Origin of the sequence: Rhodococcoides trifolii (assembly GCF_014635345.1) — a bacterium.
GTDB lineage: Bacteria > Actinomycetota > Actinomycetes > Mycobacteriales > Mycobacteriaceae > Rhodococcoides > Rhodococcoides trifolii.
In genome coordinates, this window is sequence record NZ_BMCU01000002.1 from 271,026 (window position 1) to 291,579 (window position 20,554).

At 62.7% G+C, this 20,554-nt stretch carries 19 protein-coding genes; 11 read left to right on the plus strand and 8 right to left on the minus strand.

Going from position 1 to position 20,554, the window contains the following annotated elements:
- Positions 1 to 13 precede the first annotated feature (13 nt).
- From IEW02_RS08320 to IEW02_RS08330, 3 genes are read right to left on the minus strand one after another with little or no spacing between them, the layout of a single operon-like run.
- Positions 14 to 616 (minus strand): LutC/YkgG family protein, encoded by a 603-nt coding sequence (locus IEW02_RS08320; RefSeq protein WP_188544350.1) that lies wholly within the window; start codon positions 614 to 616, stop codon positions 14 to 16.
- Positions 613 to 2,133, minus strand: a complete 1,521-nt coding sequence (locus IEW02_RS08325; RefSeq protein ID WP_188544351.1) for a LutB/LldF family L-lactate oxidation iron-sulfur protein — start codon at positions 2,131 to 2,133, stop codon at positions 613 to 615. The genes IEW02_RS08320 and IEW02_RS08325 overlap by 4 nt, the downstream gene beginning before the upstream one ends.
- Positions 2,130 to 2,876 carry a (Fe-S)-binding protein gene (locus tag IEW02_RS08330; RefSeq protein ID WP_188544352.1) on the minus strand — a complete coding sequence of 249 codons (747 nt, stop codon included), beginning with the start codon at positions 2,874 to 2,876 and terminating at the stop codon, positions 2,130 to 2,132. Before IEW02_RS08330 ends, IEW02_RS08325 begins: the two co-directional genes overlap by 4 nt.
- Before the next feature lie 329 nt (positions 2,877 to 3,205).
- Here IEW02_RS08330 and IEW02_RS08335 point away from each other — a divergent pair, with 329 nt between their 5' ends.
- From IEW02_RS08335 to IEW02_RS08350, 4 genes are all read left to right on the plus strand, one after another.
- Positions 3,206 to 4,672: an MFS transporter gene (locus tag IEW02_RS08335; protein WP_188544353.1), complete on the plus strand. Its 1,467-nt coding sequence runs from the start codon at positions 3,206 to 3,208 to the stop codon at positions 4,670 to 4,672.
- Between the two features lie 230 nt (positions 4,673 to 4,902).
- A complete protein-coding gene (locus IEW02_RS08340; protein WP_188544354.1) occupies positions 4,903 to 6,027 on the plus strand; it encodes an amidohydrolase family protein in 1,125 nt (374 codons plus the stop codon).
- Positions 6,028 to 6,033: 6 nt separating this feature from the next.
- Positions 6,034 to 7,164 (plus strand): amidohydrolase family protein, encoded by a 1,131-nt coding sequence (locus tag IEW02_RS08345; protein ID WP_188544355.1) that lies wholly within the window; start codon positions 6,034 to 6,036, stop codon positions 7,162 to 7,164.
- Positions 7,161 to 7,661 carry a Rieske (2Fe-2S) protein gene (locus IEW02_RS08350; protein ID WP_229745891.1) on the plus strand — a complete coding sequence of 167 codons (501 nt, stop codon included), beginning with the start codon at positions 7,161 to 7,163 and terminating at the stop codon, positions 7,659 to 7,661. Before IEW02_RS08345 ends, IEW02_RS08350 begins: the two co-directional genes overlap by 4 nt.
- Before the next feature lie 169 nt (positions 7,662 to 7,830).
- Here the strand turns inward: IEW02_RS08350 and IEW02_RS08355 are convergent, their stop codons facing one another.
- On the minus strand, positions 7,831 to 8,220 hold the full coding sequence (locus IEW02_RS08355; protein WP_188544356.1) for a MarR family winged helix-turn-helix transcriptional regulator: 390 nt from the start codon (positions 8,218 to 8,220) through the stop codon (positions 7,831 to 7,833).
- A 74-nt stretch (positions 8,221 to 8,294) separates the two neighbouring features.
- Between IEW02_RS08355 and IEW02_RS08360 the strand changes: the two genes are divergently transcribed.
- The 7 genes from IEW02_RS08360 (at position 8,295) to IEW02_RS08390 (ending at position 15,719) form a co-directional block, all read left to right on the plus strand.
- The gene (locus tag IEW02_RS08360) at positions 8,295 to 9,356 is read left to right on the plus strand and encodes an ABC transporter substrate-binding protein (protein ID WP_188544357.1); all 1,062 of its coding nucleotides are present in this window, start codon (positions 8,295 to 8,297) and stop codon (positions 9,354 to 9,356) included.
- Between the two features lie 490 nt (positions 9,357 to 9,846).
- Positions 9,847 to 11,277, plus strand: coding sequence for an amidase (locus IEW02_RS08365; RefSeq protein ID WP_229745892.1), 1,431 nt, complete (start codon positions 9,847 to 9,849; stop codon positions 11,275 to 11,277).
- The gene (gene nthB / locus IEW02_RS08370) at positions 11,274 to 11,972 is read left to right on the plus strand and encodes a nitrile hydratase subunit beta (RefSeq protein WP_188544358.1); all 699 of its coding nucleotides are present in this window, start codon (positions 11,274 to 11,276) and stop codon (positions 11,970 to 11,972) included. The genes IEW02_RS08365 and nthB overlap by 4 nt, the downstream gene beginning before the upstream one ends.
- Entirely contained in the window at positions 11,969 to 12,616 is a 648-nt protein-coding gene (gene nthA, locus IEW02_RS08375; RefSeq protein WP_188544359.1) for a nitrile hydratase subunit alpha, read from the plus strand. The genes nthB and nthA overlap by 4 nt, the downstream gene beginning before the upstream one ends.
- A complete protein-coding gene (locus IEW02_RS08380; protein ID WP_188544360.1) occupies positions 12,613 to 13,002 on the plus strand; it encodes a nitrile hydratase accessory protein in 390 nt (129 codons plus the stop codon). Before nthA ends, IEW02_RS08380 begins: the two co-directional genes overlap by 4 nt.
- 119 nt (positions 13,003 to 13,121) lie before the next feature.
- Positions 13,122 to 14,201 (plus strand): HoxN/HupN/NixA family nickel/cobalt transporter, encoded by a 1,080-nt coding sequence (locus IEW02_RS08385; protein WP_188544361.1) that lies wholly within the window; start codon positions 13,122 to 13,124, stop codon positions 14,199 to 14,201.
- Between the two features lie 81 nt (positions 14,202 to 14,282).
- Positions 14,283 to 15,719, plus strand: coding sequence for a purine-cytosine permease family protein (locus IEW02_RS08390; protein ID WP_188544362.1), 1,437 nt, complete (start codon positions 14,283 to 14,285; stop codon positions 15,717 to 15,719).
- 139 nt (positions 15,720 to 15,858) lie between these two features.
- Here the strand turns inward: IEW02_RS08390 and IEW02_RS08395 are convergent, their stop codons facing one another.
- The 4 genes from IEW02_RS08395 to mmsB form a co-directional block, all read right to left on the minus strand.
- Entirely contained in the window at positions 15,859 to 17,058 is a 1,200-nt protein-coding gene (locus tag IEW02_RS08395; protein ID WP_188544363.1) for a CaiB/BaiF CoA transferase family protein, read from the minus strand.
- A 1-nt stretch (position 17,059) separates the two neighbouring features.
- Positions 17,060 to 17,941, minus strand: coding sequence for an enoyl-CoA hydratase/isomerase family protein (locus IEW02_RS08400; RefSeq protein WP_188544364.1), 882 nt, complete (start codon positions 17,939 to 17,941; stop codon positions 17,060 to 17,062).
- A 139-nt stretch (positions 17,942 to 18,080) separates the two neighbouring features.
- On the minus strand, positions 18,081 to 19,556 hold the full coding sequence (locus IEW02_RS08405) for an aldehyde dehydrogenase family protein (RefSeq protein ID WP_188544365.1): 1,476 nt from the start codon (positions 19,554 to 19,556) through the stop codon (positions 18,081 to 18,083).
- A 44-nt stretch (positions 19,557 to 19,600) separates the two neighbouring features.
- Positions 19,601 to 20,488: a 3-hydroxyisobutyrate dehydrogenase gene (gene mmsB / locus IEW02_RS08410; RefSeq protein ID WP_188544366.1), complete on the minus strand. Its 888-nt coding sequence runs from the start codon at positions 20,486 to 20,488 to the stop codon at positions 19,601 to 19,603.
- Positions 20,489 to 20,554 lie beyond the last annotated feature (66 nt).

The following is a 20,554-nucleotide window of genomic DNA, read 5'->3' on the forward strand; positions in this document are numbered from 1 at the left end:
CGCGGTCGGTGGGTCAGTCGACGATGATGACGTCGAGAGTTCTGGGTCCGTGAACCCCTTCGACCCTGTCGAGTTCGATGTCACTGGTTGCGCTGGGGCCGCTGATGAAGGTCAACGGCCGCGTGGCATCGAGCGATGCGAAGGCCTGTGGAACGGTGTCGACCACTTGATCGGCGCGCACGATGCATATGTGATGGTCGGGCACCAAGGTCAGTGCGCGCCGTCCCTGCCCCGGTCCGCCGTCGAGGACGATGGTGCCCGTCGCTGCGATACCGAGGCGGCAGCCGGTGACGACCACGTCGACACGATCGAGGGCGTCGACACTCGTGTCGGAGTCCTCGACGGTCTCTAGTCCCGTCGTCCACTCGGATGGGAGGCCGGGGGGGACGAGAATCGTGGTGCTCGACGCGGTGAGTTGTCGCACCGTGGTTGCAACGTCGCCGAGTAGGACGCGGGAGACCTGCGCGCGGTACTCGTCGACAGTCTCGGCGAATCGGGCGGCGTCGCCGGGGCCGAGCGACGGCGCTCGCTCGTAGGTCCTCGCTGTTTCACCGGGCTGAGCGGCGTCGGCGGTGGCTGCTCGGATACGCTCGTAGATAACGCTTTTCGCAGTCATGTGTTGTCCTCGTGTGTTCGTGCCCACCACTGCCTGAAAGTCTCTTTCGGTGGTGCGGGAAGGTCACGTGCTGAGGTCCACAACGAACCGGGGAAGGGCAAAGAGGTGATCTTGCCGCTCTTACCGGCCAGGAGGCGCCCGACACCGGCCGCCTTTTCGGCCATGCCGAAGCGTGTCGGTGAACCCATGGCCCATCCGGCCGCCTTCATCGCGAGCTCTTGTGCGCCTGGTATCCCGCCGCGCTCGGAGTCGACCTGTTTTGCCCGCAGGTGAACCAGGATATCGGGGATGTTGATGCGCACGGGGCACGCGTCGAAACATGCGCCGCACAGTGACGAGGCGTACGGCAGTGACGCATTGGGGTCGTCGTGGCCGGTGGTGCCCGTCAGTTGTGGACTCAGGATGGCACCGATCGGTCCGGGATAGACGGACCCGTAGGCGTGGCCGCCCGTGCGTTCGTACACCGGGCACACGTTCAGGCACGCGCTGCACCGGATGCAGTTCAGCGCTGCGCGGCCGACCTCGTCGGCAAGGACGTTCGTTCGGCCGTTGTCGAGGAGAACGAGGTGGAAGTGCTGAGGTCCGTCACCGTCGTGCACCCCGGTCCACATCGAGGTGTACGGGTTCATGCGCTCCGCGGTCGAGGATCGGGGGAGTAGCTGCATGAACACTTCGAGGTCGGCGAAGGTCGGAACCAGTTTCTCGATACCCATCAGGGTGATGAGTGTGTCGGGGAGCGTCAGACACATTCGTCCGTTGCCTTCGGATTCGACGACGGCGAGCGTTCCGGTCTCGGCGACACCGAAGTTGGCGCCGCTGATCGCCACCTTTGCGGACAGAAACTTCTTCCGCAGATGCTCCCTGGCGGCCATGGCCAGCGCGCGCGGCTCGTCGGTGACGTCGGGATCGATGCCAGGCATACGGCGCAGGAAGATCTCGCGTATCTCGGCCCGGTTGCGGTGGATGGCCGGGACGAGGATATGGCTGGGTTTGTCCTCGCCGAGCTGGACGATGAGTTCGGCGAGGTCGGTCTCGATCGCGGCGATGCCTTCGGCTTCGAGGTACTCGTTGAGCCCTGTTTCTTGCGTCGCCATGGACTTGACCTTGACCACTTCGTCGCTGCCTGTGGCTCTGACGAGGTCGGTGATGATGCGGTTGGCCTCGTCGGCGTCTCGTGCCCAGTGGACCACGCCTCCGCGGGCGACGATATTCGCTTCGAGTTCGTCAAGCAACTCGGGGAGCCGCGACATCACGTCGGTCTTGATCGCGCTGCCGGCGAGCCGCAGGTCTTCCCAGTCGTCGCATTCTCCGATTGCCTGAAGGCGCTTTTCGCGGATCGTGCGAGTTGCGGCGCCGACGTTACGGCGCATCTGAGTGTCCTGCAGCGTCCTGTGCGCTGCTTTCGGGAAGCTTTCTGTTCCGCGGATGTTTCCCAGTCCCGGTGTGCCCAGGAAGACGGGCGGGGACGGGTGCGGGGTGGAGTCGATCGTCGTCGATCTCGCGTACGTGTCGGTCATCGTGAGGCACCTTCCGTGGAGGCCAGAATCTCGGCGAGGTGAACGGTTTTCACGCCCGACCGCAGCCGACTTAGACCGCCGCCGATGTGCATCAGGCACGAGGAATCGCCGGCGCTGCAGACCTCGGCGCCGGTGGCGAGGACGTTCGACATCTTGTCCGAGAGCATTGCCGTGGAGGTCTCGGAGTTCTTCAGGGCGAACGTCCCCCCGAATCCACAGCAGGAGTCGCCCGCGGGTAGGTCGATGAGCGTCATGCCGCGGACCTCTTTGAGCAGCTGCAACGGTTTGTCCCCGACACGGAGCATGCGCAGGGAATGGCACGTGGGGTGATATGTGACTGTGTGGGGGTAGTACGCGCCGACGTCGGTGACCTCGAGAACGTCGATCAGCAACTCCGACAGCTCGTAGGTTCGTTCGGCGATAGTGGTTGCGCGCGAAGCGAGGTCGTCGTCTCCTGCACGCCGGGCGACCATCGCATGCTGATGTCGCACCGATCCCACGCACGACCCGGACGGGGCGACGGCGACGTCCCAGCTCACCTTTTCGAACGACTCGACATGATGACGCACGAGGGGGGTCGCCTCCGCCAGGTAGCCGGTGTTGACGTGCATCTGCCCGCAACAGGTCTGCTCGCGAGGAAAGACGACAGTGTGGCCGAGTCGCTCCAATAAAGAGACGGTAGATTTGGCCGACTCGGGGAACAGGGCGTCGGCCAAACAGGTCGCGAACAGCGCAATCCTCATCAGTCCTCCGTGAGCTGCAATGGGTGGTCCGACCGTGAATGTGTGGTCCGACCACTGTAACCGAGTGTGGTCCGACCACACCCTTTTCGGAAATATTCACTTATCAACAAGGTGCACTCCTGTTGCGACGCAATTGTATTCGGGCCTTCAGACGTCTACGTCCAGAATGCAGACCCGCACGGCCAGGCCGGAGGCGTACGTCAGAACTGCTCCGAGATTTTGATTGACGGAACAGGGAAGTCGTTGTTACCGTCGTCACATCCTGGATCCAGAGTCCTGGATTCGTCAAATCAATCCGGCAATCCCGGCGCGCTTCAGCCCACAAGGAGATGACCCGAGTGACCAGTCTTCACAGCGAGGCCGATCGACCCCAACCAGGGCGACACGTCCCACCGGCAGGCGGCGTTCCGAATACGACCAGCCTCAAACGAGTCGCCGCCGCGAGCTCGATCGGAACGACGATCGAGTACTACGACTTCTTCATCTACGGAACGGCTGCCGCACTGGTCTTTCCGACCGTCTTCTTCCCCAACTCCGACCCCGCAGTCGGGACGATCGCTTCGTTCGCCACGTTCGCAGTGGCGTTCTTCGCCCGACCCGTGGGCTCGATCCTGTTCGGCCACTTCGGTGACAGCATCGGCCGCAAGCGCACGCTGGTGTGGACACTGCTCATCATGGGCATCGCCACCGTCGGAATCGGGTTCATGCCCGGGTACGAAACCGGAGTCTTCGGCTTCTTCGACGGCGGAATCGGCATCTGGGCACCCATCCTGCTGGTGCTCATGCGCTTCTTCCAGGGCTTCGCCGTAGGCGGCGAATGGGCCGGCGCAACGCTGCTGACCGCCGAGTACGCCCCACCCGGACAACGCGGACGTATGGCGATGTTCCCCCAACTTGGACCGGCATTCGCGTTCTTCCTCGCCAGCGGCACATTCCTCTTGGCGTCGGTGACCGTCGGCGCGACGAGCGAGGCATTCCTCAATTACGGATGGCGCATCCCGTTCATCGCCTCGTCCGTACTCATCGCCGTCGGTTTCTGGATCCGCCTCTCCGTCGAAGAGACGCCGGTGTTCACCGAGCGCAAAGCGGCGATGGACCTGGAAGCAAAGTCTTCCGTGGAATCCCGCAAGCTTCCGTTCATGGAGGTCATCAAGGTGCAGTGGCGTGAGATCCTCATCGCCGCCGGTGCCTCGACGACACTGTTCTCGCTCTTCTACATCGGCACCGCATTCCTCACCAGCTACGGCACCGGCACCCTTGCGATGAGCCGCACCACGATCCTGGCCATGGGTATGGGCTCTGCCGTCGTCTTCGGCATCGCCACCGCGGTGTCGGCGACACTGTCGGACAAGATCGGGCGCAAGACCATCATCCGCGCCGTCATGATCGTCTCGGTCCCGTGGGCACTGGTGTTGTTTCCACTGCTTGATACCGGTTCACCGTGGGCATTTTTCATCGCAACGACCGTGACTCTCTCTCTGTACGGCGCGTCAAACGGTCCCACCGGAGCGCTCCTTCCGGAGATGTTCCGAGCTCGGTTCCGTTACACGGGAGCCGGTTTGAGCTACAACCTGGCCGGCATCCTCGGAGGTGCGATTGCACCATTGGTCGCCGCACAGATCGTGGCCGACAACGACAGCATCTGGGTTGGCGTCATGCTGGCAGTGCTCGCACTACTCAGTGTCGGCTGCTCGATTCTGATCAAGGAGACCAAGGGCAAGAACATGGACGACGACGAGGTCGCATCCGCCGCACCCGCAGCTGCCCCGTCTACGCCCGTGGTGCGACAGAACTGATCCGTCGGCCGGATCGGACAAATTTTTTTGGACCGCGAATGAATCCTGGACACTGGATCCACAGTGTGACTAGAATTACTTACAGTGGTTCGATCCGGTCTCTGGCCGGTACGGACGGGATCCACGGTCCCCTCCTGTGACGTCGCCGGCTCCGACGTCACAACCGAAGATCTTCAGCCTCAACCCCCCGCAGTTGCGAGGTAACGACCAAGTTAGGTGGCACCACACTCATGGTTGCAAACGCTCTTGCCGACAGTCCCGCGCAATCGCTGCAGGCCGTTCGGCCGGCCGTGGTGGACTGCGACGTCCATCCGGTTCTCACCGATTCGACGCAACTTCTGCCTTACCTGGACCAGTACTGGGGTGATCAGCTGGTAGCGGCGCTCTCGCCGACCTACGAACCGAACTACCACCCCCGAGGGTCTGCCATCGCGCAGCGACCAGAAGCGTTGCAGGACAAACAAGGGCGTGCGGGAACACAGGTACACAACCTCGTTTCCGATGTCTTTCGAGACGGTTTCACCGACTTTGCGATCCTCAACCCCCTCTACGCCGTGCAGCAGATTCACCAGCCGCGCCGTGAGGCGGCGCACGCACGCGCACTGAACACCTGGATCGCCCGTGAATGGCTCGACGCCGATCCTCGCCTGCGAGCCTCCATCGTCGTCCCCATGGGAACCGCCCGTGCTGCCGCCGAGGAGATCGCCCACTGGGCCCACGACAAGCGCTTCGTTCAAGTCCTCCTTCTCGGTCAGTCGGAACTTCTGCTCGGCCGCGAGGCGAACTGGCCGATCTGGGAGGCAGCCGAAGCCGCCGGGCTCCCCGTCGCGATCCACATCGGCGGAGTGTTCCGTCAAGCCCCCACCTCAGTGGGGTGGCCGACGACGTACCTCGAGTGGTACGTCGGTCAGCAGGCAAATCTGGAAGCCCAGCTCGCCTCGATCGTCTCCGAGGGAATCCTGCAGAAGTTCCCCGCCACGAAGATCGTGGTCACCGAGGTCGGCTTCAAGTGGTTGCCGCCCTTCATCTGGAAGTTCGACAAGCTGTGGAAGAGCTACCGACCCGATCTGCCGTGGGTCGACCGGGCACCGTCGGAGCTGATCCGCAAACACGTCCGGTTCACCACCGCACCGTCCGACGGCGCCGAGCGATCCGGCGGGCTCGACAGCATCGTCGATCGCATGGGATCGGACCAGATGTTGGTCTACTCCAGCGATTACCCGCACAACCACGCGTCAGGACCCCGCCAGATCGAGAGCGGCACGAACGACAACGCGCTGCTCAACCGGATTTATCGCGAAAACGCTTTCGGGTTGTACAACCTCGAAGCACCCCAGAGCAAGGGAAAGGCGTAAAAAATCATGACGACAATCGAAGCCTCGACATCCGGCAAGTTGGGTGCACCCAAGGTTGACACCGGAATCATCGACGTCGACATCCATCCCGTTCCGCGCGAGGGACTCATTCGCACCTACCTACCGAAGAAGTGGCGCGATCACATCGACGAGTACGGCGTCCGCACCACCAACGGCCTGCAGTCGATCGGTGAGTACCCGCAGATGTACGGAGGAGCGATGCGTGCCGACGCCTGGCCGGATTCCGGCTATCCCGGTTCGGACTTGGGTCTGATCCAGAAGCAGCTACTGGACCTGCACGACGTTCAGCTCGGAGTCCTGCAGTGCCTCGCGCCCGGCGGCCAAACCCTCAACCCGGCATCGCAGGCACTGAACCCGGAGCTCGGCGCGGCGCTGTGCAGCGCCATCAACGATTGGCAGCTCGAACACCTGGTGTACCCGGACCCGCGGTTGCGCGCCGCGATGCCGGTGACCCTCGACTGCCCCGAATTCGCCATCAAGGAGATCGAACGCGTCGGGGACGATCCGGGTGTGGTGTCGATCTTGGGGCTCAGTAAGACCCTCGAACCGCTGGGCAGCCGCCGATACTGGCCTCTCTACGAAGCAGCTGTCGAACGTGGCCTGCCGTTTCAGTTCCACCTCTCGACCGGTGGTGGCCACGCCAACACTGGCACCGGGTGGACCTCGTATCACACCGAATACCACGTCGGACATGTCCAGAGCTTCCAATCGCAGATTCTCAGTCTCATCCTCACCGGCACCTTCGATCGATACCCAGACCTGAAAATCATGTTCGTCGAGGGCAACGTCGTGCACTTCGCGCCGCTGATCGAGCGTTTGGACTACCACTGGGAGACACTGCGTTCCGAGGTCGACCTGCAACGCAAGCCGTCCGAATACGTGCGCGATCACATCTGGGCGTCCACCCAGCCGATCGATGAGCCCGAGAACCCGGCGCACCTGGCAGAAATGATCGAGGAGTTCTGCCCCGAGAACGTGCTGTACGCCTCGGATTACCCGCACTTCGACTTCGACTCGCCAGAGACCGTGTTCCCGCGGAGCTTCCCGTCCGACCTACGCGAGAAGGTGCTCCGCACGAACGGTCAGAGGTTCTTCGGGCTCGAAGTGAGTGCATGATGGCGAAGTACATCGTTGCCAACTCGACCGAGATCGCACCCGGCGAGCGCAAGATCGTCGAACTCGAAGGCCGCTCGATCGGCGTATTCAATGTAGACGGCGAATACTTCGCGCTGCTGAACCAGTGCCCTCACGCCGGCGCAGCCTTGTGCGAACACGGGACGATCTTTGGCGTCTCCACCGCCGAGGGACCGGACACGGACATCGAATACCAACGCGGACAATCACTCCGGTGCCCGTGGCACCAGTGGGAGTTCAACATCCGCACGGGAGAGTCCTGGTACGACCCGCGCAAAACGAAGGTCCGTAAGTACGACGTCGACGTCATGCCCGGCTCCCCGGAGGACGTGACCGATCCCGACGGCGGCTTGCAGAAGGGTCCGCATGTCATGGAGGGTTACGCAATCTCTCTCGAAGGTGACGTGCTCGTCGTCGACACCAGTCGCCGTCGGGCCGGAACGCAACGCGCACGCGAAACGGCAGCGGTCGCCAAGTAGCGGGAGCGCATAGAAGGTCCCGGCAGTCGACGGACGACTGCCGGGGCCTTTGTCGCACGTCTGATTTCTGTGAAGCTCGATCACGCTGCCGCACCGACTAATTCACGCGAATTTCAATTCGCCGCGCTTGCGGTGCTCCGGTGGATCACCGAGTTGCCTTGGCGTGAAGCTACTGTTTCGACATCGCGTGTGCCGACGGCGCGGTGGGGACGAAACTCAGACGGCTCTGAATCAGATCATTCGCCCTGGCGAGTCGTAGTTTTCCCTGCCGAGACAAGTGGACGACGACGCTGCGTCCGTCGTCGGGTCCTGGTTTACGGAACACCGATCCTTGGTCCGCCAGATCGTTGACGAGCCTGGTGACTGTGGCGTTGGAAACGGTCAGGGCCTCGGCAATTTCGCTCATCAGCATCCCGGGGCGCGCAGTGAGCGTGTGCATCGCACGCCACGAGTCCTCACGAAGTCCGATCTCGGCGAGGACGCTGTTGAGTTCTCGGCTGACGCGGCGCGCGTTGTTGAGCATCGTGTCGAGCGCTCGGAAGTCGCTGTCCGTGTACACGATGACACCTCGCTGACCGTCGCGGTTCGAGCTTTCCACCGTGCAACACCACGGATTGTCCGTAGCATATCCGTATGTCGTTGCATGTCGCGATGATCGACAGTCTCGAGGCCAAAGTCGTCGGCACAGATTCGCGCGCGCTGCGGATCGGCGTTGCGCTGCCCATGACGGGGGTGCTCGGTCAGGTCGGCCCGTCTGCGTTGGACGCAGTGCTTCTGGCAGCCGACGAGATTCGCGCCTACCGCGGTCGTTCCGAACGTTCGCTGCAGTTGGTGCTCGTCGATTCCGGCGACACCGCGTCGAACGTTGCCCGCGAGGTGTCCCAACTCGCCCACGGTGGCTTGGTGGATGCGTTCGTCGGGCTCCACACCAGCGACAGGATGTCTGCCATCGAATCGGCCCTCGGGTCGTCGACCATGCCCTACATCTGCACTCCCAGCCACGAGGGCGTCGACCATGCAGGTGGGGTGTTCTGCTCGGGGGAGTCGCCTGTGCAGTCGACATCGGGTCTGAGCTGGGTGATGCGTGAACGAGGAGCCCTGGTCTGGGCCGTTCTGGGAACAGATTACCTCTGGCCGCAGGTCATGCGCGGGGCGACGCGTGCCGAGATCAACAGGAACGGCGGCGTGGTACTCCTGGACACCCTCCTGCCCGTGGGCGCCGTGGGTCCCGGCATGGCGGACGTGGTGAAGTCGTTGCGGCGGCTCGGTATTCAGGGAGTCGTGTTGAACATGCCGGGGCGAGACCTGGCGGATGCGTTGTCGTCCCTGTCCGCCGCAAGTCTCGACCGAAGTCTCGTTCGCTACTCGGGTGGACTCGAAGAAAACGTGCTCTATGCAATCAACGGGGACCGCAGCGGAAACCTGTACTCGGCTTTGCACTCGTTCGAGTCGCTCGATTCGCCCCGACGCCGTGCTCTCAACGACCGATATCGGTCCGCCTACGGTGACGACAGTCCAGTCCTGAACTCCTGGGCCGAGCACTGTTATGACGGGGTCCACTTCCTGGCGAACCTCGATTCCCGTGATCTGCTCCCGGGTCGCGATCGCCCGAACCATGGTGCGGCGCAGACGCTGCAACCGACGTACGACATGCATCTCGCGGTGGCAGCCGGAACAAGGTTCGAGGTCCTCTAGATCAAGGTCGGCGCGGTTCCTCGATCATGCCGAGGCGACGCTTTGCACGCCGAGTCCGTTCGTTCGGAAGGCGCGATTCCTCGAGAGTTTTTTGCCGAAAAACTGTTTTCAGTTGCAAATAAGCGCTAGCGTGTGACCACCGGGCAGATGTAGTCGATACAGCCAGCACCGACCGCCGCCTCGCCCGGGTGGTGACGCACCTCCGGAGGCATCACGTCGGCCGAGCCTCGAGGGTCAGCCCGCGGCCGACGACGACATGCTCGCGCTCAAAACGTTCGATCACCCGGCTCGGCCTCGATGGTGCAGGATCAATCGCCCATCCTCGAAACACGAGATCGGGCCAATAAACCTGCGCGAGTGCAGGTTTGGATGTCGTGATCGGAAACAGACTCGACTCGATCGCGAAACGACCCGGAAACACCCGCCTCATACTATTTTCACTTGAAAACAGTTTCTGTTTCCCAAGGATGTCCACGTACAAGGAGTGCATGTGATCGACCACAGCGAAGTCGCGTACCTGGAGTTGACCGAAGTGTCGGAGTTGATTCGGGCGCGCCAGTTCACCTCCAGAGAGGTGACCGAAGCGATCCTGGCCCGCATGGACGCCCTCGACCCGACGTTGCAGAGCTACGTTCATCCGATGCCGGACGTCGCCCTCGCCGCGGCCGACGCGGCGGACGACGACCTGGCCCACGGTCGTCACAAAGGGCCCCTGCACGGTGTGCCCATCGGGGTGAAGGACCTGTGTTACACCACGGATGCTCCCACCGGGTCGGGCGGAACCATGCACGCCGAGTATCGCTCGCTGTACGACGCCACGGTCGTGACCCGGCTTCGTCGTGCCGGTGCTGTGATCACCGGCAAGCTGCGAATGACCGAAGGCGCGTACACCAATCACCATCCAGCCCTTCCTGTTCCGGTCAACCCGTGGCATTCGGACACCTGGAGTGGCGTGTCGTCAAGCGGATCCGGTGTCGCGACCGCTGCAGGTCTGTGTTTCGGATCGCTGGGCTCGGATACCGGTGGTTCCATTCGACTGCCGTCGAGCGCGAACGGCGTGACCGGTGTGATGCCGACATGGGGACGCGTGAGCCGATACGGCGTCGTGGAACTAGCCGGCAGCATGGACCACATCGGACCGATGTGCCGTAGCGCCAAGGATTGCGCAGCGATGCTGGGCGTCATCGCCGGATCCGATCACAACGATCCCACCAGTTCGACGCAACCCGTGCCGGACTACTTGCACGGACTCACCCGAACGACTCGTCCACGCCTCGGTATCGATCGCAGCCTGCTGTCCAGCTTCGACGAGACCACCCGGCAGATGCTGCGAAACGTTCTGGAAGTGGTGCGCGACCTGGGATGGCAGTTACTCGACGTCGACACTCCGGATCTGCCGGGGATCGCTGCGGACTTCGCTGCTCTGTGCGCCGCGGAGGCCGCGACCGCGCACGCGGACACCTATCCCTCCCGCGCTGACGAATACGGTCAAAGCCTGCGCGACGCCCTCGATTCCGGCAGGTCGATGACTGCAACGGACCTCGTCCGTCTGCAGACGAACCGGCGAGCGTTCACCGGTCGGCTTGGCCGCGTTTTCGAAGGTATCGACCTCTTGCTCATGCCCGCGGTCGGCTTCGCGTCCCCGACTGTGGAGACGCTGGAGACGTTGGGCACCAACGCCGACCTTCTGGCCGCACTGCTGACCCCTACCGCACCGTTCGACATGGCCGGTGTTCCCACCGTCACGCTGCCGGGGGGCTTCACCGACCGCGGTACGCCCCTCGGATTTCAGTTCGTGGCAAGGCCATTCGAGGAGCAGCTGATGCTGCAAGCCGCCCATGCGTTCCAGCAGGTAACCGCCTTTCATCGGTCGCACCCGCAGCCGGTGACGAACGCTCGTCTAGAAGGAGTCGCGCAATGAAGGGAATTCACGACGTCGGAGGGTCCGACGGTTACGGCCCCGTCGTGATCGAAACCGACGAGCAGATCTGGCATGCGGAATGGGAGAAAGCGGTCTTTTCGTTCTTCACCCAGGGCGCGGTGGCGGGATTCTTCAACCTCGACGAGTTCCGCTCGGAGATCGAACGAATGAGTCCCGCCGATTACCTTCTGACGCCCTACTACGCTCACTGGTTTCATTCGATTGAGCACTACATCGCCCGCAGTGACGATTCCTTCGAGGCGGAGATGGACCGTCGGACACAGGAGTATCTCGCCGACCGTGACAAACCACTTCCGCCGAACGTCAATCACGAACTCGCGGATCTGATCGGCGAACTCGCCTACGCGGGGGCACCCACACACCGCGATGTGGACACGGAGCCGCTGTTCGCGGTCGGCGACCGCGTCCTGGTCTCCTCGACGGTTCCTTTTCATCACACCCGTAAAGCCGGCTACGTCCAGGGCAAGGTTGGCGAAGTCGTTCTTCATCACGGCGGGCACGTCTTTCCGGACGCCAACGCGGAGGGTCGAGGCGAAGAACCGCACCACGTGTACGGCGTCCGATTCCGCGCCAGCGACCTGTTCGGCGACGGCATCGGCGACGCCAAGACATGGAACACCATCGATCTGTGGGAGCCCTACCTGTCCCACGCTACTTCCGAAGGATTGAAATGACCGAGTACACACACGCTTTCAGCGGTCCCATCGTTCCGCTCGACACCGCGAAGTTCGACGAATACATGACTGCGCGCGTGAAGGCGATGGAATCGATCCTGATCGAACGCGGAGTCGTGTCCACCGACGCCGTCGACCGCATCACCAACATCTACGAACACGAGGTGGGTCCCCAGATCGGCGCGAAGGTGGTTGCCCGCGCGTGGACGGACCCGAGCTTCAAGAGCCGGCTGCTGGCGGACGCAACGGCGGCATGTGCCGAGATGGGCGTCAGCGGTCTGCAAGGAGAAGCGATGATCGCGGTGGAGAACACGGACACGACCCACAACGTGATCGTGTGCACCCTGTGCTCGTGCTACCCGTGGCCGGTCCTGGGCTTGCCACCGAACTGGTACAAAGCGATGCCGTACCGGGCGCGCGTCGTGCGCGATCCCCGATCCGTGCTCGCCGAATTCGGAACCGACGTCGGTGACAAAGAGATCGTCGTGTGGGATTCGAGCGCCGAGATGCGTTACTGGGTGCTGCCCCAGCGGCCCGTCGGCACCGACGGCTGGACAGCGGAACAGCTCGAATCGGTCGTCACACGGGACTCGATCATCGGAGTGGGCACCATCGCCGACGTAGCCGAAGTAGCCTCCTCATGACCGAATGCTCCCAGCTCAGCAGCGACGAGCTCGCCGACATCCGCGAGCGAAGTGCTCGGCCGGCCCCTGACGGTGACGAACCGTTTCGATTGCCCTGGGAACTGCGCAGTTTCGCGCTCGCGGTCGCCTACTTCGAGTCGCGAGGGTTCCCGTGGACGGACTTCCAGCATCGACTCGTGGCAGCGATCGCCGAATCAGAAGTCACCAATGCACCCGAGCAGTATTACGAGCGCTGGGTCGAAGCCCTACTCGCCCAGGTGAGCGAGACCGACGGTGTCGACATCGATGACCTCGATCGTCGAACGGCGGAAATTCTGGCTACGCCGCGAGATGCGACACACCAGCACGCACACGACGGCCCGGCTGCCGTCGATCACGCTCACTGACACCGCATCACAGTTCGTTCCGTGCCGGGCCCCTCACGCGTCCGGCACGGAACGACCACCTCGGTCTTACAGCACCCCCGACCTACACCCGACCCACGCACCCGACACAGGAGCGGCACGTGATCCATACAGGTTTCGTTCAGCCCGCGACGGCATCGTCGGAACGGCTCCGCTTGGCGGGTGTGCTCGGGGCCATCGTCGTGCTGCATGTGATCGGCTGGTCACTCTACGTCTGGCAGTCGTCGACGATGACCGCCACGACGTTCGCCGGCGCCGGTTTACTCGCCTACATGCTCGGGATCAGGCACGCATTCGACGCCGATCACATAGCCGCGATCGATGACACCACACGGTTGATGATGTTGCGGGGACGCCGCCCTACCGGAGTCGGGTTCTTCTTCGCTCTCGGTCACAGCGCGGTCGTTCTCATCCTCGCTGTCATCGTCGCTCTCGGTGCCGCACAATTTACGAATAGCGACCTCGGCCTCTTCCGCACCATCGGAGGAAACGTTTCGATCCTTGTCGCTATCGGCTTCCTTCTGCTGGTGTCCATTCTGAACTCCGTCGTTCTTCGTGGTCTGGTCAAGCTGTGGGGAAACTACCGGCACGGAACCCTCGAAAATGGTGCGCTGGATGCCATCACAGCCGATCGCGGGCTCATGAACAGAGTTCTGGGCACACGTACCCGCACCCTGATCACTTCGTCGTGGCATATGGCCCCGGTCGGTTTTCTGTTCGGACTGGGACTGGAGACCGCGAGCGAGATCACCTTGCTCACCCTTTCCGCATCTGCCGCCGCAGCCGGCCAGATCCCCTTTCTGGCCGTCCTATCTCTGCCCATCCTTTTCGCTGCCGGCATGACCATGATGGACACCATCGACAGCCTGGTGATGTCGCGCGCCTATTCGTGGGCGGCTGATCAGCCCGGACGCAGACTGTTTTTCAACGTGGCTACGACCGCCGGCACTGTACTGGTCGGCATTCTGGTCGCGTCGGTGTATCTCGCAGCATTCGTCTCCGGCCACATCGACTTGGACAATGCTGTCGGTCGTGCGCTGTCCTCGTACGGGGACATCAGTTCGCATTTCGAACTGCTCGGCTATTGCATTGCGGCATTCTTTGCCTTGTCTTGGCTGGTCGCCGGTCTGCTGTGGATGATCCGATACCGGCACATGGTCGAGTCGTCCGTTCCGAACTGATCCAGCATTCTTGAAGTCGCACTTTCTCCTGCCACCTGATCGTGGCCCCGCCTCCAACACTTCATCCGAACGGGAAAAGCCATGCCTTTCAGAGACTATTTCGTAGGTCCGTCGACGAGTCTCGACGACCAGATCGAAAGCTTTGCCACCACTCGCGTACCGGACAGTCAGCGTTGGCGTCGGCCAGCAATACTCCTGGTGTTGACGGGCAACATCACAGCCATGTTCTGGTTCATCCTCGGGGGTCAGATCGGGAGTTTGGTCGGGTGGCCCGGCCTCCTGCTGCCGATCTCATACCTGGTCATCGGCGCAACACTTGTGGGGTCCGTGGTGATGCGGATGGCCAGTCAGGAAGGGCTCTCGCTCCCGTTGCTGACCCGCGGGCTCGGGTTCGGAGTCAAGGGCTCGGCAATCGCCTCTCTCATCTACGGTGTGAACTTCGTTTTCTATTTCATCTTCGAAGGCAGCATCGTCTCGCACGCGATCAGCGAGTACGCAGGGATAGCAATCGACTCATTCTGGGCGACAGTAGTTTTCGCGGCAGTTGCTCTGGTGACCTTGTATTTCGCCTGGCGCGGTATGCATTCGATGAATGTTCTCCAGCGTTTCGGTGCGCCGATATTTCTGGTGCTCTTCGCAATCGGGATCTACATGCTCGCTAACGGCTATGAACTCGTGGGCCCTGGTGAGTGGAAGCAGACCGACAGCACCTCGGGGACCGCGATGTGGCAAGCCTTCAGTCTTGTGAACGGTCAGGTCGTGTTTCAAGCGTTGATCGCTACCGATTATGGTCGCTTCGTCAAACGAAAGGTCTCGTACGCAGGAACCGCGGGTGTCATGTTCGTCGAACTGATTGCAATCGTTCCGATTCTATTGATCGGTGTGCTCTTCACCGAGACGATGCTGAGAGTGTTCACCGACGAAGGGCGCCCCACCGCGGTGCTCGATTCGATCGACCCGGGTTTGTACTTCGCGGTCGTCATGGGGCTGCTCGGCGTCGTGTTCGCCGTCATCACTCAGGTTCGAATCAACGTGATGAACCTGTATTCGGGTTCCCTTGCGCTGGCGAACGCCAACGACGCGGTGTCACCACGAAAAGTCGGCCGACAATGGTGGATGGTGGGTCTTATCATCGCAGGAATTGCGTGTTATCCGCTTAACGTCCTGCAATATCTGGACAAGGCGCTGGCGGTCACCGGCATCATGACCAACACCTGGATCTTCATTGTTCTCGCCGACTACTTCATCTGCCGCAAATTACTCAAGCTGGCACCCAGCCAGAATATCGAGTACCGAGACGGTTTCCTCGTGGACTGGAATCCGTGCGGCATCACTTCGATGATCGTCGGTCTACTGGTGGGGGCCGCCGGCATCTTCGAGCTGTACCCGTCGTACTACGCCTCGTTCGCCGCGATGATCGTCGGCCCGCTAGTGCACGTCCCTCTCACTGTCCTGACCAAGGGACGGTTCTACGAGCGTCGTTCGAAGACGCCTGAGCCCGCGGCCGAACCCGTGTGAGCTGAACCGGATTCGACGACCGGACCCGGCACGGTGCACCACAACCGTGCCGGGTCCGGCGCAGTCGCTGTTGCCCAACTACAACTACGCGAATGGCCCCGGCACAGAAGTGCCGGGGCCTGTTCATGGTGGAGTGGCCTCAATCAGTCCATTGCACGATCGTGTTCGCGTCGAGCAGCCCCGCCAACCTTGCCTTGTCGTATCCAATTTCGGAAAGGACCTCGCAGGTGTGTTCGCCCAACAGGGGCGCCGGGTAGCGCAACCACCCTTTCTCGCTTCCGGTCACCGTCACGGCCTGGCCGAGCACTTTCATCGGCCCGATCGTGGTGTGCTCGATCGAGGCGATCATGTCGAGCCCCGCCGTCACGGGATGCTCCAGCGCCTGATCGACGGTCAGCACGGGCCCGCACGGAACGCCGGAGGCGCCCACGGTGTCGAGCCATTGCTCGGTGGTGCGCCGGCTCAGCACCTCCTCGATGAGCTGCCGCAACTCGACGCGGTGTGTCATCCGCGCGGCGTTGTCCGCGAACCGCTCGTCGCGCTTCAGATCGACAAGATCGAGAACGTCGCACAACCGGTGCCACATTTTCTCGTTGCCGCAGGCGAGGGTCATCGCACCGTCACCGGTCTTGAAGGTGCCCTGCGGGAACATGATCGGGTGGTCGTTACCGTCCTGGCCGGGAACCAGTCCAGTGCTGAGATACTTCTGCGCCTGATAGGACAACATCGTGAGCATGGATTGCATCAACGACCCTTCGACCACGCAACCCACACCGGTACGTTCGCGTTCGTACAGCGCTGCAAGGACTCCCACCGCTCCGAACACCCCCGTTGCGGAGTCCGCGACCGCGATACCCACCCTCAACGGGCCGGTCTCGGGCGTGCCGGTGATGCTCATCAGACCCGACATCGCTTGTGCCGTCTGATCGAAACCCGGAAGCGATGCGCCCGGTCCGCGCTGACCGAAACCACTGAGCGAGACGTAGACCAAGCGTGGGTTCGTCTCGTGCAGCACTGCAGGACTCAGTCCCATCGCGTCTGCAGTTCCCGGTTTGAAATTTTGCACGAAGACATCGGCCGATCGGATGAGATCTAGGCAAGCTTGCATGCCCTCGTCGGTGCGTAGGTCCAAGGCTACGCTGCGCTTGTTGCGATTGATGGACATGTAGTAGACGCTCTCGTCGTCCTGGAACGGGCCTGATTCTCGCGCCGGGTCGCCGATGGGAAGCGATTCGATCTTGACGACGTCGGCGCCGAGATCGGCGAGTTGCATCGTCAGGGTGGGCCCGGAGAGGTACCTGGTCAGGTCGACTACTCGAATTCCGTCCAATGCAGCCATGTCAGACTCCTTCTCTGCCGCCGAAGACGGCTTGGCGACCTTGGGTGAATGCGGCGACGCCCTCTTTGAGGTCGTCGCCTTCGTATGCTTCGACGGTCAGTCGGTGAACGAGCTCGGTGTCCTCTGCGGTAAGCGCTCGACCGTGCATGTCGGCGATGACCTTGGCTGCACGGATCGTGACTGCGGACTGGCGGCAGATCGAAGTGACCAGAGAGACCGTCTCACCCGCGAGATCGTTCGGCGCAACTACTTTCTGGGCGAATCCGACACGTTCTGCGTCTGCCGCGCTCATCAACTCGCCACTGAAGAGCAGGTACTTCAACGCCGCGGATCCGATCACGGCCGATGCGGCCCGCGATTCGGTGTATCCGAGGATTACTCCGAGCTTGCCGACCGGTATTCCGATTCGGGCATCGTCTGCCACCAACCGCACATCGCATGCGGTGGCGAGTTCGCAGCCGCCCCCGACTGCCAGACCGCGCACGGCCGCGATGACGGGAACGGGAAGCGCAGCGACGGCGCGCAATGTTCCGGAGACGAACTCGTTGTAGTGCATCGCGTCACGGGAGGTCATGCGTGTCTCGGGGAACTGTTTGATGTCGGCGCCTGCGGCGAATGCCCGGGTGCCGGATCCTCGGACGATCACGGCGCGCAGATCGCCCTCGTGTGCGAGTTGTTCAAAGGTGGTTCTGAGTCGGCGCCAGCTCTCCAGTGCAAGGGAGTTGAGCGCGGAGGGGTGGCTGAGGGTGACGATCACGACCGGCCCGCAGCGCTGCACTCCGATGCGGTCGATGACTGCGTCGGGCGGCGGCTCGGTGGTCATAAGGTCGGTCAGCTCGCTCGTCCGACCGGTTTGGGTGAGCTGTTCTGTTTCGGTGGTCATGGCTCTGCTGCTTCCTCGAATCGATGAGCCGTGTGCGCCGGATCGGGGAGCGTGGTCACGGTGCAGTTGATGTGCGGGCGGGCGTCAACGCCGAACGGGGACGAGCGCACGCCTTGCTCGTCCCCGTTCGGCGCGATGGTCAGCGAGAGGTGTCGATCGAGACGTGCTTGCGCTGGGTGAAGCTTTCGATCATCCCTTCGAGCGAGAACTCGCGACCGATGCCGCTGCTCTTGACGCCGCCGTAGGACTGGCCGAGTACCTGACCGCCGCCTTGATTGACCTGGATCCAACCGGCCTCGATGGAGTGCGCGGCTCGCAACGCACGACCGATGTCGTGGGTCCAGATGAAAGCGGACAGGCCGTAGTGAGTGTCGTTTGCCATGCGGATGACTTCGTCTTCGTCGTCCCACGGGATTACGCACATGACGGGACCGAAAATCTCTTCCTGCGCCACGCGCCAATTGTTCTCGACGCCGACGATGACGGTCGGCTCGACGTAGTAGCCGCCGGCGAGTGGCCCTGCGGTGGGCGGTAGACCTCCCACCGCAGCGCTGCTGCCCTGTCCGTGGAGCCCCTCGTCGATGTATCCGCAGACGCGGTCGAACTGCTTCTTGTTGACGATGGCTCCGATATCCGACGTCTCGTCGAGTGGATCGCCGACGGTCAGGGTGGACAGGTTCGCCGTGACTTTGTCGACGAACGAATCGACTATGGAGCGGTGTACGAACAGGCGAGAGCCGGCCGTGCAGGACTGGCCCTGGCGGACGAACCGCATTCCGGTGACTGTTCCCTGCGCGACCCAGTCCTCGTTGGCGTCCGGGTAGACGATTTGGGGGTTCTTGCCGCCGAGTTCGAGCGAGACCGGCACGATGCGTTCCGAGGCGGCCTGCATGATGCGCGAGCCGACCGCGGTGGAACCGGTGAAGGACAGCTTGCCGACGTCCGGGTTTGTGATCAGCGCTTCGCCGGCTTCGGTGCCGTAGCCGACGACGACGTTCAGGACTCCGCGCGGAAGGTGCTCGTTGGCAATGGTGGCGATCTCGAGCACCGCCAGCGGCGCATCCTCCGGTGCCTTGAGGACTAAAGTATTGCCCGCTGCCAGTGCCGACGCCATCTTCATGGCGGCGAGCTGGACGGGGGCGTTCCAAGGCGTGATGGCACCGACGACGCCGATCGGTTCGCGGCGCGAGTAGTCCAAGACGTGCGAGTTCAGTGGCAAAGTCTCGCCCTTGACTTCGCTCGCGACCGATCCGAAGTAGCGGAAGACGTCGATTGCGAAGTTGACCTCACCGCGGGACTGGGTGCGCAGAGCGTTGCCGTTCTCGGCGGAAATGATGCGGGCAATGCGCTCGACGTGGGGTTCGATGGCGTCCGCGATTTGCTGGAGGAGTCGCCCCCGGGCTCGCGGTGAGATGTCGCGCCACCCCGGAAACGCGCGGGAGGCCGCGTCGACGGCGTCGGCGATGTCTTTTTCCCCGCCGCGCGGTACGCGGGCGATCGTCGAACGGTCGCGCGGACTTTCGACGTCGATCCATTGGTCGTCTCGTCCCGCGACCCACTCGCCGTCGATCAGGTTGAGGTATTGATCGGCGTAGTCGACTGTCACTGCAGCCATGTTCGGTTCCTTTCGCAGATGTTGATAGAGGGTGCGAGCAGTGCTCAGGACTGCACTTTCACCGTTGTTATGACTGCAGAGGCATCGAGATGCCCGTTGTCGGCGGACAGTTCGTCGAGCTTCGTGCGTGCGCCCGCACCGACGACCAGCTCTACGCCGGCGCTCTCGGCGGCGGTGGCCGCTAGTCCGAGGTCCTTCGCGAGCAGGGCTGCAGCGAATTTCGGTGCGTAGTCGTTGTCGGCGGCCGACCCGTCGACCAAGCCCGGGGCCGGGCAGAAGTTGTGCAGTGCCCAGCTGTCGCCCGAGGAGGTGCTCAATACGTCGAACAGTTTTTGCGCAGACAAGCCCAGGTTCTCTGCGATGACGAACGCCTCGGCGGTGGCGACGAGTGCACTTCCGAAGACCATCTGGTTGCAGGCTTTGGCCACCTGTCCTGCTCCTGCGCCGCCGCAGACGACGATGCGGGCGCCCATGATCTCGAAGAGGGAGCGGGCCTTGTCGATCGTGGTTTCGTTGCCGCCAATCATGAAGGTCAAGGTGCCGTTCACCGCGCCGGCGAGGCCGCCAGAGACGGGAGCATCGAGTACTTCGAGGCCCAGCTTTTCGCCCGCGGCGTGAACGTCGAGTGAGGTGGGGACGTCGATCGACGACGAGTCGATCACGACCGCGCCGGCGGGAAGGGCCGACAAGGGACCGTCGTCGGCCAGCAGAACCGACCTGACGTGGTCACCCTTGGGGAGCATGGTGATTAGCGTGTCGGCGCCAATCGCAGCTTCGACAGCGGAGGTCACGACCTGGACGCCGTCCGCAGCGGCGGCGTCGCGCGCCTGCGCGGTGACGTCGAAGCCGCGTACTTCGTGGCCGGCCTTGACGAGATTGGCGGCCATCGGTCGACCCATCGTTCCCAGGCCGATAAAACCGATCGTGCTCATGTTGCCCGCTTTCTGCAGATTCAAGTGGTCCTACTCACTATTGAGCGACAATTGATGCACAACAAG

Excerpts from the sequence above, each read along its gene's own strand:
- IEW02_RS08330 (WP_188544352.1), bottom strand. The coding sequence starts at position 2,876 with ATGAGGATTGCGCTGTTCGCGACCTGTTTGGCCGACGCCCTGTTCCCC.
- IEW02_RS08340 (WP_188544354.1), top strand. The coding sequence starts at position 4,903 with ATGGTTGCAAACGCTCTTGCCGACAGTCCCGCGCAATCGCTGCAGGCC.
- nthB (WP_188544358.1), top strand. The coding sequence starts at position 11,274 with ATGAAGGGAATTCACGACGTCGGAGGGTCCGACGGTTACGGCCCCGTC.
- IEW02_RS08335 (WP_188544353.1), top strand. The coding sequence starts at position 3,206 with ATGACCCGAGTGACCAGTCTTCACAGCGAGGCCGATCGACCCCAACCA.
- IEW02_RS08395 (WP_188544363.1), bottom strand. The coding sequence starts at position 17,058 with ATGGCTGCATTGGACGGAATTCGAGTAGTCGACCTGACCAGGTACCTC.
- IEW02_RS08350 (WP_229745891.1), top strand. The coding sequence starts at position 7,161 with ATGATGGCGAAGTACATCGTTGCCAACTCGACCGAGATCGCACCCGGC.
- IEW02_RS08360 (WP_188544357.1), top strand. The coding sequence starts at position 8,295 with ATGTCGTTGCATGTCGCGATGATCGACAGTCTCGAGGCCAAAGTCGTC.
- IEW02_RS08380 (WP_188544360.1), top strand. The coding sequence starts at position 12,613 with ATGACCGAATGCTCCCAGCTCAGCAGCGACGAGCTCGCCGACATCCGC.
- IEW02_RS08325 (WP_188544351.1), bottom strand. The coding sequence starts at position 2,133 with ATGACCGACACGTACGCGAGATCGACGACGATCGACTCCACCCCGCAC.
- IEW02_RS08320 (WP_188544350.1), bottom strand. The coding sequence starts at position 616 with ATGACTGCGAAAAGCGTTATCTACGAGCGTATCCGAGCAGCCACCGCC.
- IEW02_RS08345 (WP_188544355.1), top strand. The coding sequence starts at position 6,034 with ATGACGACAATCGAAGCCTCGACATCCGGCAAGTTGGGTGCACCCAAG.
- nthA (WP_188544359.1), top strand. The coding sequence starts at position 11,969 with ATGACCGAGTACACACACGCTTTCAGCGGTCCCATCGTTCCGCTCGAC.
- mmsB (WP_188544366.1), bottom strand. The coding sequence starts at position 20,488 with ATGAGCACGATCGGTTTTATCGGCCTGGGAACGATGGGTCGACCGATG.
- IEW02_RS08390 (WP_188544362.1), top strand. The coding sequence starts at position 14,283 with ATGCCTTTCAGAGACTATTTCGTAGGTCCGTCGACGAGTCTCGACGAC.
- IEW02_RS08400 (WP_188544364.1), bottom strand. The coding sequence starts at position 17,941 with ATGACCACCGAAACAGAACAGCTCACCCAAACCGGTCGGACGAGCGAG.
- IEW02_RS08405 (WP_188544365.1), bottom strand. The coding sequence starts at position 19,556 with ATGGCTGCAGTGACAGTCGACTACGCCGATCAATACCTCAACCTGATC.